Below are 16,656 nucleotides of genomic sequence, written 5' to 3'. Positions count from 1 at the left end.
ATAGGCGATATTACGCCAAAGATATAGTGCTGTATAGGGTAACATGACTGCCTAACACGCCATAGTTTGTTTGTTCAATACTAGGTATTTACGAAATGAATATCAACTATCATTTCTCGCAACTAGTTAATTTTTATATGAACAAATAACGGCGCTATCGCTAAGATTTAGCTAAATTTATAGCCTACTTTTTGCATTTCTATAGATTTTGAGCGATATAAACATTTATGGTTAATCACTACCTTTAAATGAATCTGCGCGAAAATATACGGTTGTAATCAATTATATAGACATGCGTACGATATAGCATGCCCTCTTACATACAAGCAACGTATTGTTAATACAGCCTTACTTTCATTGACTGAGTCACCACTGCCCATCAACAATACCGTCTAAAATATCAGTTTTGTGATGCTAGCTTTATAACTGACAGTTTAATGCTGATAACCTTGAATAAAAAACACCACCTAATGAGAGGTGGTGTTTTTTTAACAGCGCTATTATAAAGCTAATTACCAATAAATGGTAGACTAACCTGCTTGATCGATCAGTAAATTGCGCAGATGACCGATGGCTTTGGTTGGATTTAGGCCTTTTGGACATACTGACACGCAGTTCATGATACCGCGGCAACGGAATAAGCTGAACGGATCTTCTAAACGCCCTAGACGAGCACGAATATCAGTATCGCGGCTGTCAGATACAAAACGGTTGGCATTCAATAGTGCTGCTGGACCTAAGAACTTATCAGGGTTCCACCAGAATGATGGGCAGCTGGTTGAACAGCAAGCACATAAAATACACTCATACAAACCGTTCAATTTTTCACGCTGTTCAGGTGACTGCAAACGCTCGGTTGCTGGCGCTGGCTGGTCATTGATTAAGAACGGATGAACTTTTTCGTATTGCTCATAAAATTGGTTCATGTCGACGACCAAATCACGAACCACTGGCAAACCTGGTAATGGACGAACCGTTACTTTTTCAGGCAAGGTGTTCATGTTAATCAGACAAGCTAGACCATTTTTACCATTAATATTCATGCCATCTGAACCGCAAATGCCTTCACGGCACGAGCGACGGAAAGTAAGGGTTTCATCTTCTTTCTTTAGGCGTAATAACACGTCAAGCAACATACGATCTGAGTCCAATAACTCAATCGTATAAGTTTGCATGCGCGGCGCTGCGTCCACATCAGGATCGTAGCGATAGATTTCGATGGTGCGAGTACCTCGGCTCATAATGCTAAACTCCACACATTGGTGATGCGGGCTCACAAGCGTACAGTCTAAAGACTGCTATTTATCAGCGCTATGATTAAACCATAGCGCTGATAAAAGCTTATCGCTGGCGCTCACCTTTTATTAAATAAGGGATAAAACGTTAATTCTATGTATACACAAAGCTGTATGCTCAAAACTACAGGGGCTAGAATTAATAAACGCGAACTTTTGGCTCGACGTAATCGACCGTCAATGGCACTTTACGCACAGGCTTATAGATAATACGATTGCCTTCAGAATACCATAGGGTATGCTTCATCCAATCATTATCGTTACGGCCGTTTGGTGCATAATCATCATCTTCTGGGCGATCATAGTCAGAAACACTGTGCGCGCCGCGGCTTTCATGACGGTTAGCGGCCGATATCATCGTCGCTTTTGCCACTTCATACAAGTTGGCTACTTCAAACGCTTCGATACGCGCAGTATTAAAGACCTGTGATTTATCAGCCAAATGGATTTGGTCGATTTTATCAGCAAGCGCTAGAATCTGCTTAACACCTTCATCCATCATCGCCTGCGTACGGAATACACTGGCATGCTTTTGCATAATGGCGCGAATCTCGTCAGCCACGTCTTGCGCATTGTAGCCTGAAGTTGATTGTTGCAATTTGTCTAAACGGCGCACAGTGAAATCAAGCACATGTGGAACAAGCGGCTTGTAGTTATGGTCAGCATGATGGAATTCATCAACGATATGCTTACCAGCAGCGCGACCAAAGACCAATAAATCAAGTAGCGAGTTGGTACCTAAACGGTTGGCACCATGCACACTAACGCACGCACACTCACCGATTGCATAAAGACCTTTAACGACGTTGCCTTTGGCATATAGACCGTCTTCATCGGTACCCGCTTCTAGATCCGGTACAATCACCTGACCATGAATCGTGGTTGGAATACCGCCCATCATATAGTGAATGGTTGGGATAACTGGAATTGGCTCTTTAGTGATGTCAACGTTGGCAAAGTTTTTACCAATCTCGAATACTGATGGTAAACGCTTCATAATGGTGTCAACACCCAAATGGGTCATATCCATCACGATATGGTCAGCATTTGGACCACAGCCGCGACCTTCTTTGATTTCTTGGTCCATCGAACGTGATACCAAGTCACGTGGTGCCAAGTCTTTCACGGTGGGCGCATAACGCTCCATGAACGCTTCGCCATCTTTATTACGTAAGATAGCGCCTTCACCGCGGCAACCTTCGGTCAATAGTACGCCGGCACCATGAACGCCGGTTGGGTGGAACTGCCAGAATTCCATATCTTGCAATGGAATACCTGCACGAACCGCCATGCCAATACCGTCACCTGTATTGATATAAGCGTTGGTAGAAGCCGCAAAGATACGACCAGCACCACCTGTGGCTAACACAGTAATTGGTGATTGGAATACCGCAACCGTACCGGTTTCTTGCTCAAGCGCGATAACGCCATTGATGTTACCGGCCTCATCTTTGATCAAATCAAGCGCGATCCACTCGATAAAGAACTCTGTACCTTGCTGTAGGTTTTTCTGATAAAGCGTATGCAATAGCGCGTGACCCGTACGGTCAGCAGCAGCGCAAGCACGTTGTACGGCTTTTTCGCCATAGTTTGAGGTATGACCGCCAAATGGACGCTGATAAATGGTGCCATCTTCGTTACGGTCAAACGGCATACCCATGTGCTCAAGCTCATATACTACTTTCGGCGCTTCGCGGCACATGTACTCAATGGCGTCTTGGTCACCTAACCAATCTGACCCTTTCACGGTATCATAAAAGTGAAAGTGCCAGTTGTCATTACTCATGTTACCCAAACTTGCGCCGATACCGCCCTGCGCTGCAACGGTGTGCGAACGGGTTGGGAATACTTTGGTCAAGACTGCAACCTTCATGCCCGCTTCGGCCAAATGCAATGAAGCACGCATACCTGAGCCGCCGCCACCAACGATGACCGCGTCATAGTTCAGGGTTTTAATATTGCTAATGGTATTATCTTGTCTAGTTGCCATTACGGTTTTCCTAATGCCTGTTAATGCTTAGAAGTAAATAAAAAGGCTGATGTCTATGCTGGTTTCTGTCTTATCATGCGGCAATGTCGGCTAATATTTGCGCTCACGCTACTGACAATAATTTCAACCATCAAAATCTGCTATCAATACCTTTTGACCACTTAACTTGCATATCTATCGTTATATTGGGCTTATCTGTTTATTTAACTATCGGTCTAACTGTTATGCAACTGCTTAATAATGCACTGGTATCAGTGATAAGTTAAATTGAGAAATACCCAACGCTATGATTGGCTCTGTCTATTTTGGCTACTAACGGATTTTATTCTCTAAACGCTTTTAAATCAGTAAGGCTATAAATGCGGTTAGATTCATCCGTTATTATTCATCGATATATGGCTGCTAATACTACGCTTATAAATAGCCTATGAATAAATATTTACCGGTATGATAAAAAGTTAAACAGCAACAACACCGAAGCCGTTACCCCAAAAAATCATAATGCCCCAAAATAGGAAGACTAAAATAGCGATAATCATCAATGTTTGTAAAAATAAACGCAGTTTAGGCGCGCTTTCACCCATCTTGCCAGAGGTAATATAGTCGGTAAATACCGTCCACATACCCACCCACGCGTGACCAGCCAATGCCAAAATAGCCAACAAGCTGAACAGACGCATCGGTAAACTGGTCATAAAATCAGACCATTCAATGAAGGTTACATTGCCATGGGTTAAGAAAAAGCCCAGCAACACCACACTGTAAACGGCTAGAATAACCGCACTGATACGTTGGACCATCCAATCACGGGTACCTGAGCTTGTTAGACCGGTGGCGCTTTTGATTCCTGAATCATTTTTTATCATTAGAACATCACCCATACAAATGACGCGACAATTAAAATCGCTGCAATCACTAAGCTGACAACAGACGCCATACGCGCCGATTGTAGCTCTTCATTTTGACCATTATCAGCAAATAAATGCTTCACGCCCATCACGAAGTGATAAGCAATGGCGGCGACGAAAATCCACGCTAAAAAGCGAATAAAGACATTGTCAAACACGGTTTCAAAACTCTCAGGCGATGCCAAAGAATTCTGTAATAACCACAGCATGACTGGGATAAGTAGAAATAAAACAATGCCAGAGATACGATGCAAGATAGAAGCAATTGCAATCGGTGAGCGGTTAACGCTAATCACTTGGCTTAAGGGCAGATTAATAGGTCGGTTGCTTTTCACAGCGGGCATCCTTTTTGCGGTTATACTCCTGTATCAGCTATCAACGCATTATACGAATACTATTTATCAATACTATTCTACAAGCGGCAAGCAACACATGAGATGAATAAAGTAAGGAAGGGCTAGCTGACGTCGTTTCATTTGCGCTAAATATGCAAGGTCGATAAGTCTTATTTATCTGACGTTCAGATAAACTCTATAAATAAAATCTGTGCCCGTAGCGACTGTTTATTTAGTTGCTATTTGGGTAGTTTCCATTTATAAAGTGGTTATAGACTTCCCTATCGCTCACTGAAGTGACAATCCCTTTTTATGACAAATCATTCACACCCTTTATACAAAATAAAGAGGTTACATGGAGTTCATAATATGGGATAAATCGATTAACTATTCTATTTTTACGACGTTGCATCAACAAAAAAGATAACGCCATAATATCATCTGTAGAGTATCATTTTTTATTAAGGCAAACTTCACTGTTGACTATTTAAAAATAGAACAGTTAACAAGAATATTCAAACGATAAGTCGGGATTTAGTCTATCAACCGAACAGTCAATCATCAAAAAGTCTCAATAAAGCTGGGCTTTACCAATAGTTTTATCAGAGCAGCCTATTCATTTGCGCAAAGCTAGTGCCAGTTAAATCCCTCCAATTATAAAATGACTGCGCCATAATTACAAATTTATCCCCTAAATAGTGGTTATCGGTGATTATTTAACAAAAAGCTAGCTATTGGTAAGGCGAATTTATTAGTATTGATATTTCAGAATCAATTTTTGATCCAAATTAATCTGTCGGTTACGCATACTCTGTCTATGCCATGGTGCGTTGCTGCAAATATGACGGACGTTTATCTTGTAATAAAGTCTTAATTATTATAATGTTAATGAGAATCATTACATTATAAGCAACCAGCGGACTTGCTGCTGAATTACCGCTAAATTACTGAATAGACATATTTTGATACAAAGTTTACAGTCGTTTAGCACGACTAACGCACACCTATTACAGACATTACTGCTAAAAGTCTTTTCAAAACCTCAGTAATAACTGCTAATATAGCCTGCATATTAAATGGGTTAAATTTTTTTGACCGTTTAACTAGTGAAGACGCGAGGGTATGCGTCGATATATTTTTATTCTAACAAGTTACAAACAATGGAGAGCAGTTTATGGCTGACAACAATGCCAAATTAAGCGTAAATGGTGAAGAATACGAACTTCCTATTATTGAAGGTACTTTAGGGCGCCCAGTTATCGATATTGCTGCTCTACAAGATTCAGGTTTTTGGTCTTATGACCCTGGTTTTAAAGTAACCGCCCCTGTTGAATCTAAGATTACTTATATTGATGGCGGTAAAGGGGAGTTATTACACCGTGGCTACCCTATCGACCAGTTAGCAAACAATGCTGAATATCTAGAAGTGGCGTATGCGTTGATTCATGGTGATCTACCAAACGCTGAGCAAAAAGCGGATTTCTATGAAAAGGTTCGTAAGCACACCGGTGTTCATGACCAATTACGTAAATTCTTTGAAGGTTTCCGCCGTGACGCCCATCCAATGGCGATTATGGTTGGTGTCGTTGGTGCCCTATCAGCGTTTTATCATGACAACTTAGACGTCAGCAATGAAGCACACCGTGAAATCACCGCTATTCGTCTAATCGCTAAAATGCCAACGCTTGCAGCAATGAGTTATAAATACTCACAGGGCGAACCGTTCATGTATCCACGTAATGATTTCAATTACGCAGAAAACTTCTTATACATGATGTTTGCAACCCCTGCTGATGTTGACTACGAAACCAATGACGTGATTACTCGCGCCATGGACAAAATTTTTACTTTGCATGCTGACCACGAGCAAAACGCTTCAACGTCTACTGTACGTCTAGCAGGTTCTACTGGTGCCAACCCTTACGCGTGTATCGCTGCAGGTATCGCTGCCCTTTGGGGTCCATCACACGGCGGCGCTAACGAAGCTGTTCTTGAGATGCTAGATGAAATCGGTACGGTAGAAAACGTCCCTGAATTCATGGAAAAAGTAAAAAGCCGTGAAGTAAAACTGATGGGCTTTGGTCACCGTGTTTACAAAAACTTTGACCCACGCGCACAAGTAATGAAAGAGACTTGCGATGAAGTACTAGGTGCATTGGGTATCAATGATCCTAAGCTTGAGCTTGCGATGGCGCTTGAGAAAATCGCTTTAGAAGACCCGTACTTCGTTGAGCGTAACTTGTATCCAAACGTTGATTTTTATTCTGGCATTATCTTAAAAGCCATCGGTATCCCAACGTCAATGTTTACCGTTATCTTCTCACTCGCGCGTACTTCTGGTTGGATCAGCCATTGGTTAGAAATGCACAGCGCACCGTTCAAAATCGGTCGCCCTCGTCAGTTATATACTGGTGAAACGCATCGCGACTTCGTTAAAGTTGAAGATCGTAAATAGTCAGCTATTGTTATTAGCAGCATAAAAAATCCCGCTACTTGAGCGGGATTTTTTATGGTCTAAATTCAATAAAGAAATAAAAAGTCACACTTTATTGAAACTCTTTTAAGGTCTGCTCATATTTGGCAATTTGCTCGTCATAACCTTGGATGGTTTCATTAAATTTTGCCATCAGTCTCTCAAACTCTTGCTGCTGATTGAGTTTCATCTGCTGCATATCCATCACTTGTTGGGCTTCTATCTGCTCCCAAACTTGATGCTGAATAATCAAACGCGCCAGCGCTGGACTTTTTGCACTAAGTCTACCGGCGATTTCTGCATGTTCGAATACCTGCGGCACCAATGTCGCGATATTGATTAGAGTATCAACATCTTCCGCACTAAGCAGCGTGGTCACAGGCTGATAAAGGGCTTCCATCGCTTGCTGATAACTGTCTATAATCTGCTCATCTGTCAACATCACTGGTTTACGCGGCTCTAAACTGATACGCTTAAGTACGGTTAAATCACGCTCGCCCACTTCAGTGCTGGTATTGATATCAGTGTCCGTAGTCGCATTGGCGTCGACTTCAGGGTCGTTGCTAACGTCTGACTCACTATTATTATTGTCCATAGCTGCGGCTGAATCCGTAGCAGGTGGTTTTGCTATTTGCTCAGAATCTGTATTATTTGCAACTCGATTAGCGGTATTAGACGGCTTAGCATTGTCTACTGACACAGCAGTTGTACTATCAGGTAACAAATCATTGCCACTGTCTGAGGCATCTGCCGCTTGTAGCGATTCATATTCGGCTTGCAAACGCTGCTGTAGGCTTTTTGCTTGCGCAAGGTACAACGGCTGAAACTGCTCTATACGCGCAGCCGCAGAGTCACTTTTGCGCATCGGCTGACTGTCCTCTACGCTAGTTTTTTCTTTGGGTTGACTATTATCAGCTACTGGTGCTTCTGCTTGCTGCTGACAGCCGCTTAACAACAAAACCCCAGTCATAGCGGCGGCTAGCAAGGAGCGGGTACGCGGCGACATCATTGCTTTATTTAGCGACCCTGCATTTATACAGGTATGATGAGTCTCACTATCAGGCTTTGTTAATAAATTTTTAAACATCCGAGTTCTCATCCTTATTAAAAGCAGTTCGCTTATATATTGAGACTACTAGCTATTTTATTTTTCTATATCTCTAGCAGCTTGTTATTATTATCAAAAGTTTCAGTCATCATATAAATATTATAGGATAAAAGAAAGATTAAACTTTAACTGTGTCATGAGTTTTATGTTCGTCGCGAGTTTTATTATGGTCATGGCTGTTATCGATTCTTTGTGTCGCTAAAAAAGGAATACAATTTTCAAAACCCTGACAATCGCGACCGTGCTGCCGACTGATAAAATAATCTTGCACCATGCGTGCTTGCTGCTCGATACCATAGTTGAAAAAGGGTTTGCCAGCGTTAAGGACATAATCATAGCGGCGATTAATCATAGCGCCGCGCACAACTTTAAGACCTTGCTGCAATTGCCACACATGGGTCAATTCATGAATAAGCCAGCTTTGCTTACCCAATGATGATTGGCTAAAATCTGTGACCCAGTCGGCCGGGTGAAAATAAATATTACCATTAGGACTGACAGCGTAATTTTTTAGTACCCAGAATGCTGTTTTTAGCTGAACTTGCTCAAGCCGGATACTATCGCCGAACACCGAACGAGCCAGTGCTATCTCTCCAGCAGTCAGCTGCCGTGAACGCTGCTTGGTAGCTTTAAGAGGCCTAGCACGAAGAGACTCAGCGCGTTTAAATAAACGCTTGAAAGCAGATAGCGACAGCATAAGTGTCTTACCTTGTATTGGTTGCTGGTTTTATATTTGATAATTCGTTATAACATGATTGGTCATAACTGATAAACCATTAATAAGGTCGAAATCGCGTAAAACAAAGCCTTTAAGACATAAGCTGTACACTTAGCTGACTTTTATTAACGTAAATCTGCGTTAGCCTAGCTATAGTCAAAACAATACAAAAAACAGTCGTTTAATTGATAATAGAGATTTTTATGCCACCCAATTTTCATGCCGATACGCCCCTTGCTCAGCGCATGCGCCCAAAGACGCTCGACGCTATTATTGGACAAGAGCACCTGTTAGCAGCAGGCGCACCGTTACGGCGCTTGGTTGAGCAAGGGCACCTGCCGTCGATTATTTTGCATGGCGAAGCAGGCATTGGGAAGACCTCCATCGCTATGCTATTGGCTGATGCGGTTGGCCGACCTTTTCATGCGTTATCGGCGTTAAATACGGGCGTGAAGCAATTACGTGAGGTTTTAGATACCAAGGATTCACTAAGCTTTGAATCGCCGGTGGTATTTATCGATGAGATACACCGTTTTAATAAAGCGCAGCAAGATGCGTTACTTGGCGCGGTAGAGTCAGGTGATATTACGTTAATTGGGGCGACGACTGAAAACCCGTCGTTTAGTGTGAATAACGCCCTGCTATCGCGTTGCCAAGTGTATCGTTTAGAGCCGCTGACGCCTGAGCAAATCAGCGCCGTATTGCAGCGCGCGCTAGCAGAAGATAATATTCTTAAAAACCTAAAAGTTGATTTGCAGGCACAAGAGACAATTAGCCAATTGGCACACGGTGATGCCAGAAAAGCGCTCAATCTATTAGAGCTTGCCATTCAAACGGCAGATAGCAAACAATCGCCATTAATTATCAATGATGAATTGGTCGCTCGGGTCGCTCAGACGGCGCTAGTGCGCTACGATAAAGATGGCGAGCAGCATTACGATATCATCTCGGCCATGATAAAATCTGTACGCGGCTCCGACCCTGATGCGGCGCTATATTGGATGGCGCGGATGCTGGTTGGTGGCGAGCCTGCTGATTTTATCGCACGGCGCTTGGTGATTTTAGCCAGCGAAGATATTGGTAATGCCAATCCAAATGCCCTACTCCTTGCCGATGCTGCACTGCGTAGCGTACAGTCTATCGGCATGCCAGAAGCGCGCATTATCTTGGGGCAAGTGGTGGTTTATCTGGCGACCAGCGCCAAGAGTAACAGCACTTATAAAGCCATCAATGCGGCAATGGCCTTGGCAGAAAAAGACGCCTCGCCTGTACCGCTGCATTTGCGTAATGGCGTGACCAAATTGATGCGCAATCAAGGTTATGGTGAAGGCTACACTTATCCCCATGACTACCCCAATCATTATTATCCGCAAAGCTATCTACCGAACAATTTAATCGGCACCAGTTTTTATGAATTTGCTGACAATCAGCGCGAGCAGCACAGCAAGCAGTTTATGGACTGGCTAAAGGGTCAAGCGGCTAGTAATGAATAACAGCATATTTGCATGCATCATTGATAATACTTATCGCTATTTTTAAGCGATTAATGGACATACTGGCAAGATGACGCAGCACAGTAGGATGAAAAGCGTTAAAATAGCCTCATAATGATATATACAAGTCAATTGAGCGCAGCAATTTTTTTGCTTATTGCTGTTATTTATATGGCTGTTATTAAGCCACGCCATGCTTTACAACAGCGCTTGACGCCCTCTGCTGCTACAATAGACAAATAATAATTTAACCTTATCATCAAACCCATCTATACATAATAAAATATTGAGACTTCCTATGAGTTTAAATACGATTCCTGAGATTATCGAAGACATTCGTGCTGGTAAAATGGTCATCTTGATGGATGACGAAGATCGCGAAAACGAAGGCGATATCATCATGGCCGCGACCCACGTGCGCCCTGATGATATCAACTTTATGATTACCCACGCGCGTGGTTTGGTTTGCTTAACCTTGTCAGAAGCGCGCTGCCAACAGCTGGCATTGCCGCTAATGTCTGACCGCAACGAGGCAAAATTTAGCACCAACTTCACCGTTTCTATTGAAGCGGCTGAAGGCGTGACCACAGGTATTTCTGCCGCTGACCGCGCACGTACCATTCAAGCAGCAGTGTCTTCTTCAGCAAAACCAGAAGATATCGTCCAGCCTGGGCATATTTTCCCAATCATGGCACAAAATGGCGGCGTCCTGCACCGTGCCGGTCATACCGAAGCAGGTTGTGATTTGGCCCGCCTAGCAGGGTTGGAGCCAGCAGCCGTTATCGTTGAGATCATTAAAGACGATGGCACGATGGCGCGCCGTGATGACCTTGAGATATTTGCCAAAGAGCATGGTCTTAAAATTGGGACGATTGCCGATTTGATTAACTATCGCATCGCCAATGAGCAAACGGTCGAAGAAGTCGAATCCCATCCGTTTGAGACCGAATACGGTACCTTTACCTTGCACCGTTTCCGCGAGTTTGGTGCAGACGAAACTCATTTAGCTTTGGTAAAAGGTGATGTCAGCGAAGGCGTCAGTACCGTTCGTGTACATGGCTTCCATCCTTTACGTGACTTGTTTGCGGCAAAAAATGACACCACTGGTCGTAGCGGCTGGAGCGTACGCTCAGCCCTAGAAGAAATAAACAATTCAGAGCGCGGCGTGTTGGTTTGGATCGGCAATCATCAGCCGATTGACTTGGGAGAGGCGCTGGATAAAGCGGCTGAAAATCAGTCCATGTCTACCATCGCTCAGCAGCCTTATCGCAGTATCGGGGTTGGCGCACAGATTTTACGTCATTTGGGCGTGCGTGATATGCGCTTACTGTCGTCACCGATGAAGTTTTATGCGCTGTCAGGTTTTGATTTAAATGTAGTAGACTTTATTCATGCGCCTAAGCAAAAATAAAGCCTAGAAATTAAAAAGTACAGCAACATAAAAAAGGCACGCTAATAGTATTTAGCGTGCCTTTTTATTTTTAACGGTATCATTTTAGTGATATTGATACTTAATAATTTGGCCGACTTTTCAAAGTTTTTAAATTTTTTAAAGTTCGGGCGTATGATTAAATTTTGCTTCTAGTGCCAATAAACGCTCACGCTCCTCATTGCTCCACGGCAATTTATCCTTACCATCACTGTCTAAACGGACGATAACGGCATCAGCGGTCGCGACAATCGCTTCTTGAGCGCAGCTATAATAGCTATATTCCATCACAATACTGGTATTACCCAAACGCTGGCAACGCACGCCTAGTAATAACGTATCGGGATAGGTCACCGGGCGTAAATATTGGCAGCTTGATTGCGCCAATACCGTCACCATACTGCCATCAAACATACCGAGCGCTTGCAGGTAACCAATCCGTGCTGATTCCGCATAACGATAATAGACCACGTTATTTAGATGATTAAAGGCATCCATCTCGCCCCAGTGGATCGGCTGCTGATGAATAATTGGATAATGCGCTAGCTCACTAGGACGGTTGTCATCTACGCTATTATTATTTACGTTTGTGTGTTGTTCAAAAGCACTCATCACTGCATTTCTCTTATTTTTTTATAGAATTTCAAAAACGACAATTAACGCTTAGGCTTATCTAAAATTTGCGTGGTCAATAATGGCGTTGGCTGTGGCGCCGTGGCAATCAGGCGATCTAACCAGTCGACAACTTCTGCGGTATTATGAGGGGCAGATTTGGTTTGATCTTTATCTTTAGAAGTTGCGTTGCTCGTTGTTTGAGCGTTTTTATTATCGGTAGCGGATTTTGACGCAGACGTATCTACTAAGGTTTGTAGCTGTTTACGTGCTTGCCGCAGATAGCCAATCAGCTGATCTTTTTCACGCATATTGCTTGCTTGACTGGCAAGGTTTAAAGTCATAATCACTTCATGAATGATAAGCTCTTTACGGGTTATGCCGACATCGTTAGCGCTAGTATTAGACGCGCCAGCTGCACGAGCAGGACGCTGATAACTATGTAAAAACGCTTGGATATTTTGAATGGCTAAGTTTTGTAACTGCCAAGGACTCGGCTGCGAGCTTCTTGCTTGCAAGCGTTCAATGTCTTTCATTAAACTTTGCTTGATTACCACGGTAAGCGCAGGGGCAATCTCATTACTGCTTTGAGACAGTTGCCAATGCAGACCGCGCAACAAATCAATCGCCGCACTCTCGTTATTATCCGCCAACAATCTATCAGCCGCCTGTATCTGAATGCGCAATAAATCAAGCTGGTTTTGCGCTTGGCTACTAGCAGCGACGCGCGGCTCTGGCAGCGTCTGCTGACTCATCGCAAAGATGCGATCGTCCATCTCATTTAGGCGGCTGACGACTTGCTCATTACTTTGCAAGCGCTCATTTATACTGTGCTCAAAGCGCTGCTGACTAATAAACAACCACAGCAGAGCAGCAATAAGCAATAATATGACCAGCCATTGCAAACGTAGCAAAAACATATTTGCTTGCCGGCGCTGCTGAATAGCAGAAGGCTCCTTAACTAACGAGTCAGAATTCATGGACATAAGGCAGCACCGTTGGTGAATAATTTTTTCAGTAAATATAAAATAAATGGCTTGAGAAAAGGAAGTGTTTTTTAACTGCAACCGACTAGCGGTGTATGGATTGCCGCAAAAATGGTTTCGGGCGCCAAATCTTCCACGCGCCAATAACTTAAATCCTGACCAGCGACCATATTGGCTAAGCGCTCGCCTAGTACGACATAAGCAAAATCGTTGAGCAGCAATGGCGCATGGTTTGGCTTTTCTGCAGTTGTTCTTTTTTCTAAATCCTGCGCTGACACCTCTGTAACAATCGCTTGCCAATGCTCAAACGCTGTGCCACTACTGACAATCACGATAGGTTTTGGCTGCTCAGACTGTTGGCTAAGATACTGGGACTGCCACTCTTTATACTGCGCCATAGCATCATTGGGCATTTTGCGCTCATACCAAGCAATACTATCGATATGGACACCGCGCGCCTGTAAAGTATTGACCAATAAACGCCGCCCGCCAAGCCCGCGCCATACCAACAGCCTATCACCAGCCTGCAGGCTGTCAATTTCTGGCATTGCTAACATACCTTCATTATTAGCAATCAGAGGTTGCAATACTTGATAATTCGCCGCATCGAGTTTGGCGTCATTTAATACCGCTGCAGTCGCCTCTCCTACCGCTATCAGATGGCTTGGCGCTTTTAAACCTTTAAAACTAGCGTCCTGTTGCGTGCTATTAGCTCCCTCAACCAGCTGAGCTTGGCGCTCATGCTCAAGCGCCTGCCAAACGGCTAAGCCAGAAGCTGCCGCTGTCGGACTTACAATAACCAGCGCCTGATAATCACCGGCAAACCATTGGCGCATCAAAGCCATGTCTTGCTCGGTAGTTGGACGCATCTCTAAGGTCAATATCGGTATATCAACTACTGAAAATCCTGCCGCTTGCAAATGATTGGTCAGCGGCGCCGCACGTTCAATGGGGCGCGTATTGATGACCACTGGCGGCAGAGATGCTTGCTTATTAATGATTTGGTTTGAAGCAGTAGACTCAGAGGATGACCAAGACATAAACATACCGTAACAGAAGTTAAAAAGTGAGCTTACGCATACAGTCATTGCAGCGACTTTATGCGTAAATGGCTAGCGACATTTTATTGTTATGCCACTTAAAGGTGATTTATTTTAAGCTTTATTTAGATTGATAAATCGCTGATAAAATATCACCCGCACCAATTTCTAGTAGCATCTCAGCCACGTCAATACCTAATTGATTGGCTTGCGCTTCTTGTTCGACTTGACTGCCAGTTAAGGTCAAGCGTTTATCAGCTTTGAGTAGCTCGCTACCGTCTTCTTGACCGACGCGGCCGCGTAGCCATAATACATTACCATTGTCGTTATTACCGTTTTGGCCATTGTTTTTGCTATCGTCGTCTGCATCAGCCATTTGTAATACCGCATAAGCGGCAATCGGTACTTGGCAACCGCCCTGTAAATGACGGTTTAGCGCACGCTCAGCGATAAGACGGATACGAGCTTTGTCATCGTTTAACGGTGCCAATAACTTTAGAACTTCGTCGTCACCTTCGCGGCATTCAATCGCAAGTGCCCCTTGACCAACGGCTGGCAAGCAAATATCAATATCCAGCTCACTACGAATGCGCTCGTCATGCTCGATACGCTGTAAACCACTGGTTGCCAAAATAATAGCGTCATACTCGCCGGCATCAAGCTTACCTAAACGCGTACCAACGTTGCCGCGCAGGGTCTTGATTTGCAAATCGGGGCGATAGGCTTTGATTTGACATTGACGACGCAAGCTTGCGGTACCAACCACTGCGCCCTGTGGCAATTCATCGATATTATGATAAGTGTTCGATACAAAGGCATCGGTTGGCGAAGCGCGTTTACAATAAACACCAAGCGTCAAGCCTTCTGGTAATTCCATCGGCACGTCCTTTAAAGAATGTACCGCGATATCTGCCTGTTTATCATATAACGCCTGCTCGAGCTCTTTAACAAACAAACCCTTACCACCAATTTTAGCCAGCGGCGTATCCAAAATCTTATCGCCTTTGGTGACAATTTTTAGCAGGTTAATGGTTAGCTCAGGATACAGCGCCAGTAAGCGGTCACGAATATGCTCCGCTTGCCATAATGCCAATGGACTTTGGCGGGTAGCAATATTTAAGGTAGTCAAAGCAGGTTGCTGCATGGTACTCATAAAAGGCCTCAATAGATTCGATATAAAATCGCGTTGGTGAATAACAGTTACTTAACGACAATTGCTCAACAACGGTCGCTCAACAACGAAGGATTCAGTATCTTTACAATAATGCGAATGTAGCATTCAATATAAACGTTAAATGTCTTTAAACTGAATGCTACAAAAAAACACCCCTATTTAAGCATAAATAAGGGTTTGATGATATGGCAGGATTATTTCAACAGATTACTGCGCTTGCTGCTTAGTGCTTTCTAGGATGGTTTACCTGTAGACAGTTTGCCGCTACATATTCTGAATTTTTTCACGTAATGCTGGTAGATGACGGCGGCTGACTGCTAGGGTCTCATCAATACCTTTAAAGTGCAGCTGAAACTGTCCGGCATCGAGTGTTTCTAAAAAGTCTAGATATTTAATATTGATAATGGCGTTGCGATGGACGCGAAATAACTTGCCTTCAAACTCTTGCTCAAGCTCTTTTAACGTATCATCAATAAGTACAATGCCGTCTTTGTGGCGTACTTTGACGTACTTTTGATCGGCGGTAAAATAATAGATGTCTTTGAGCTCAATCAGCTCTACACCGCGGTGGGTACGCGCCACGATATGTTCGCGCACTGGGCGCGCGGTTGGATTCTCAAGTTTGCGAATCTCGTTTAATTGCGCCGCATTGAGATTGGTGGCTTTTTTTAGCGCCTCGAGTAATTCATCTTTGTTGGCAGGTTTTAACAGATAACCGATGGCGTTGGCTTTGAGCGCCGCGATGGCATAATGGTCATACGCCGTGACAAAGATAATGGCGGGTGGATGGTTTAACGTTGCAAGCTCTTGCGCGCACTCGACGCCATCCATCTCTGGCATGCGAATGTCGAGCAATATAATGTCTGGTTGCTCAGATTTTACGGCGATAATGGCCTCAATGCCGGTTTTAGCTTGGGCAACCACTTCATGACCTGACTCTTTGACTATTCTAACCAAACGCTCGCGAGCTAAGGGTTGCAAACAGTTAAATAAAACATATACAAACCTACCTATTTATTACTATAATAGATAGATTATATCTATAATATAGAGAGCAAGTTATGGGGAAACTGGTTAGTATTGGGGAGGCTGCCA

The 16,656-nt window shown here is 43.7% G+C and carries 14 protein-coding genes; 3 read left to right on the top strand and 11 right to left on the bottom strand.

Features of this window, described 5'->3' with window-relative positions; all coding sequences use genetic code 11:
• Positions 1-530 precede the first annotated feature (530 nt).
• The 4 genes from JFC07_RS01660 to sdhC form a co-directional block, all read right to left on the bottom strand.
• Entirely contained in the window at positions 531-1,241 is a 711-nt protein-coding gene (locus JFC07_RS01660) for a succinate dehydrogenase iron-sulfur subunit (RefSeq protein WP_068407835.1), read from the bottom strand.
• Between the two features lie 193 nt (positions 1,242-1,434).
• Positions 1,435-3,285: a succinate dehydrogenase flavoprotein subunit gene (sdhA, locus tag JFC07_RS01655; RefSeq protein ID WP_198327941.1), complete on the bottom strand. Its 1,851-nt coding sequence runs from the start codon at positions 3,283-3,285 to the stop codon at positions 1,435-1,437.
• Positions 3,286-3,743: 458 nt separating this feature from the next.
• Positions 3,744-4,148 (bottom strand): succinate dehydrogenase, hydrophobic membrane anchor protein, encoded by a 405-nt coding sequence (sdhD, locus tag JFC07_RS01650; RefSeq protein WP_102077800.1) that lies wholly within the window; start codon positions 4,146-4,148, stop codon positions 3,744-3,746.
• Between the two features lie 2 nt (positions 4,149-4,150).
• Positions 4,151-4,537, bottom strand: a complete 387-nt coding sequence (sdhC, locus tag JFC07_RS01645) for a succinate dehydrogenase, cytochrome b556 subunit (protein ID WP_082894375.1) — start codon at positions 4,535-4,537, stop codon at positions 4,151-4,153.
• Positions 4,538-5,702: 1,165 nt separating this feature from the next.
• On the opposite strand from sdhC, the gene gltA reads away from it, so the two are divergent.
• Positions 5,703-6,983, top strand: coding sequence for a citrate synthase (gltA, locus tag JFC07_RS01640; RefSeq protein ID WP_102077758.1), 1,281 nt, complete (start codon positions 5,703-5,705; stop codon positions 6,981-6,983).
• A gap of 91 nt (positions 6,984-7,074) precedes the next feature.
• On the opposite strand, the gene JFC07_RS01635 is transcribed toward gltA, so the two are convergent.
• Both JFC07_RS01635 and JFC07_RS01630 read right to left on the bottom strand, forming a co-directional pair.
• Entirely contained in the window at positions 7,075-8,088 is a 1,014-nt protein-coding gene (locus tag JFC07_RS01635) for a hypothetical protein (RefSeq protein WP_102077757.1), read from the bottom strand.
• A 139-nt stretch (positions 8,089-8,227) separates the two neighbouring features.
• On the bottom strand, positions 8,228-8,803 hold the full coding sequence (locus JFC07_RS01630; RefSeq protein ID WP_369811315.1) for a type IV secretion protein Rhs: 576 nt from the start codon (positions 8,801-8,803) through the stop codon (positions 8,228-8,230).
• Positions 8,804-9,030: 227 nt separating this feature from the next.
• On the opposite strand from JFC07_RS01630, the gene JFC07_RS01625 reads away from it, so the two are divergent.
• Together JFC07_RS01625 and ribBA are read left to right on the top strand one after the other, a co-directional pair.
• Positions 9,031-10,320 carry a replication-associated recombination protein A gene (locus tag JFC07_RS01625; protein WP_198327940.1) on the top strand — a complete coding sequence of 430 codons (1,290 nt, stop codon included), beginning with the start codon at positions 9,031-9,033 and terminating at the stop codon, positions 10,318-10,320.
• A 298-nt stretch (positions 10,321-10,618) separates the two neighbouring features.
• The gene (ribBA, locus tag JFC07_RS01620; protein WP_068407844.1) at positions 10,619-11,731 is read left to right on the top strand and encodes a bifunctional 3,4-dihydroxy-2-butanone-4-phosphate synthase/GTP cyclohydrolase II; all 1,113 of its coding nucleotides are present in this window, start codon (positions 10,619-10,621) and stop codon (positions 11,729-11,731) included.
• A 138-nt stretch (positions 11,732-11,869) separates the two neighbouring features.
• On the opposite strand, the gene JFC07_RS01615 is transcribed toward ribBA, so the two are convergent.
• The 5 genes from JFC07_RS01615 to JFC07_RS01595 all read right to left on the bottom strand — a co-directional run bounded on the left by JFC07_RS01615 (position 11,870) and on the right by JFC07_RS01595 (position 16,542).
• Positions 11,870-12,361 (bottom strand): acyl-CoA thioesterase, encoded by a 492-nt coding sequence (locus tag JFC07_RS01615; protein WP_102077754.1) that lies wholly within the window; start codon positions 12,359-12,361, stop codon positions 11,870-11,872.
• Positions 12,362-12,405: 44 nt separating this feature from the next.
• Positions 12,406-13,347 (bottom strand): hypothetical protein, encoded by a 942-nt coding sequence (locus JFC07_RS01610; protein ID WP_193029920.1) that lies wholly within the window; start codon positions 13,345-13,347, stop codon positions 12,406-12,408.
• A gap of 71 nt (positions 13,348-13,418) precedes the next feature.
• A complete protein-coding gene (locus JFC07_RS01605) occupies positions 13,419-14,387 on the bottom strand; it encodes a uroporphyrinogen-III synthase (RefSeq protein WP_193029919.1) in 969 nt (322 codons plus the stop codon).
• A 121-nt stretch (positions 14,388-14,508) separates the two neighbouring features.
• Positions 14,509-15,540, bottom strand: coding sequence for a hydroxymethylbilane synthase (gene hemC / locus JFC07_RS01600; protein WP_193029918.1), 1,032 nt, complete (start codon positions 15,538-15,540; stop codon positions 14,509-14,511).
• 285 nt (positions 15,541-15,825) lie between these two features.
• On the bottom strand, positions 15,826-16,542 hold the full coding sequence (locus JFC07_RS01595) for a LytR/AlgR family response regulator transcription factor (RefSeq protein ID WP_198327939.1): 717 nt from the start codon (positions 16,540-16,542) through the stop codon (positions 15,826-15,828).
• Between the last annotated feature and the right edge of the window lie 114 nt (positions 16,543-16,656).

This window comes from Psychrobacter faecalis, from assembly GCF_016107575.1.
Taxonomy (GTDB): domain Bacteria; phylum Pseudomonadota; class Gammaproteobacteria; order Pseudomonadales; family Moraxellaceae; genus Psychrobacter; species Psychrobacter faecalis.
Note: the sequence above shows the minus strand (reverse complement) of the source record. Positions and strands in the feature narration are given on the sequence as shown.

Bases quoted from the DNA above. Each gene is read 5' to 3' on its own strand.
- ribBA (WP_068407844.1), top strand. From the start codon at position 10,619: ATGAGTTTAAATACGATTCCTGAGATTATCGAAGACATTCGTGCTGGT.
- sdhC (WP_082894375.1), bottom strand. From the start codon at position 4,537: ATGCCCGCTGTGAAAAGCAACCGACCTATTAATCTGCCCTTAAGCCAA.
- JFC07_RS01610 (WP_193029920.1), bottom strand. From the start codon at position 13,347: ATGTCCATGAATTCTGACTCGTTAGTTAAGGAGCCTTCTGCTATTCAG.
- sdhA (WP_198327941.1), bottom strand. From the start codon at position 3,285: ATGGCAACTAGACAAGATAATACCATTAGCAATATTAAAACCCTGAAC.
- JFC07_RS01635 (WP_102077757.1), bottom strand. From the start codon at position 8,088: ATGTTTAAAAATTTATTAACAAAGCCTGATAGTGAGACTCATCATACC.
- JFC07_RS01615 (WP_102077754.1), bottom strand. From the start codon at position 12,361: ATGAGTGCTTTTGAACAACACACAAACGTAAATAATAATAGCGTAGAT.
- JFC07_RS01625 (WP_198327940.1), top strand. From the start codon at position 9,031: ATGCCACCCAATTTTCATGCCGATACGCCCCTTGCTCAGCGCATGCGC.
- JFC07_RS01605 (WP_193029919.1), bottom strand. From the start codon at position 14,387: ATGTCTTGGTCATCCTCTGAGTCTACTGCTTCAAACCAAATCATTAAT.
- JFC07_RS01660 (WP_068407835.1), bottom strand. From the start codon at position 1,241: ATGAGCCGAGGTACTCGCACCATCGAAATCTATCGCTACGATCCTGAT.
- hemC (WP_193029918.1), bottom strand. From the start codon at position 15,540: ATGAGTACCATGCAGCAACCTGCTTTGACTACCTTAAATATTGCTACC.
- gltA (WP_102077758.1), top strand. From the start codon at position 5,703: ATGGCTGACAACAATGCCAAATTAAGCGTAAATGGTGAAGAATACGAA.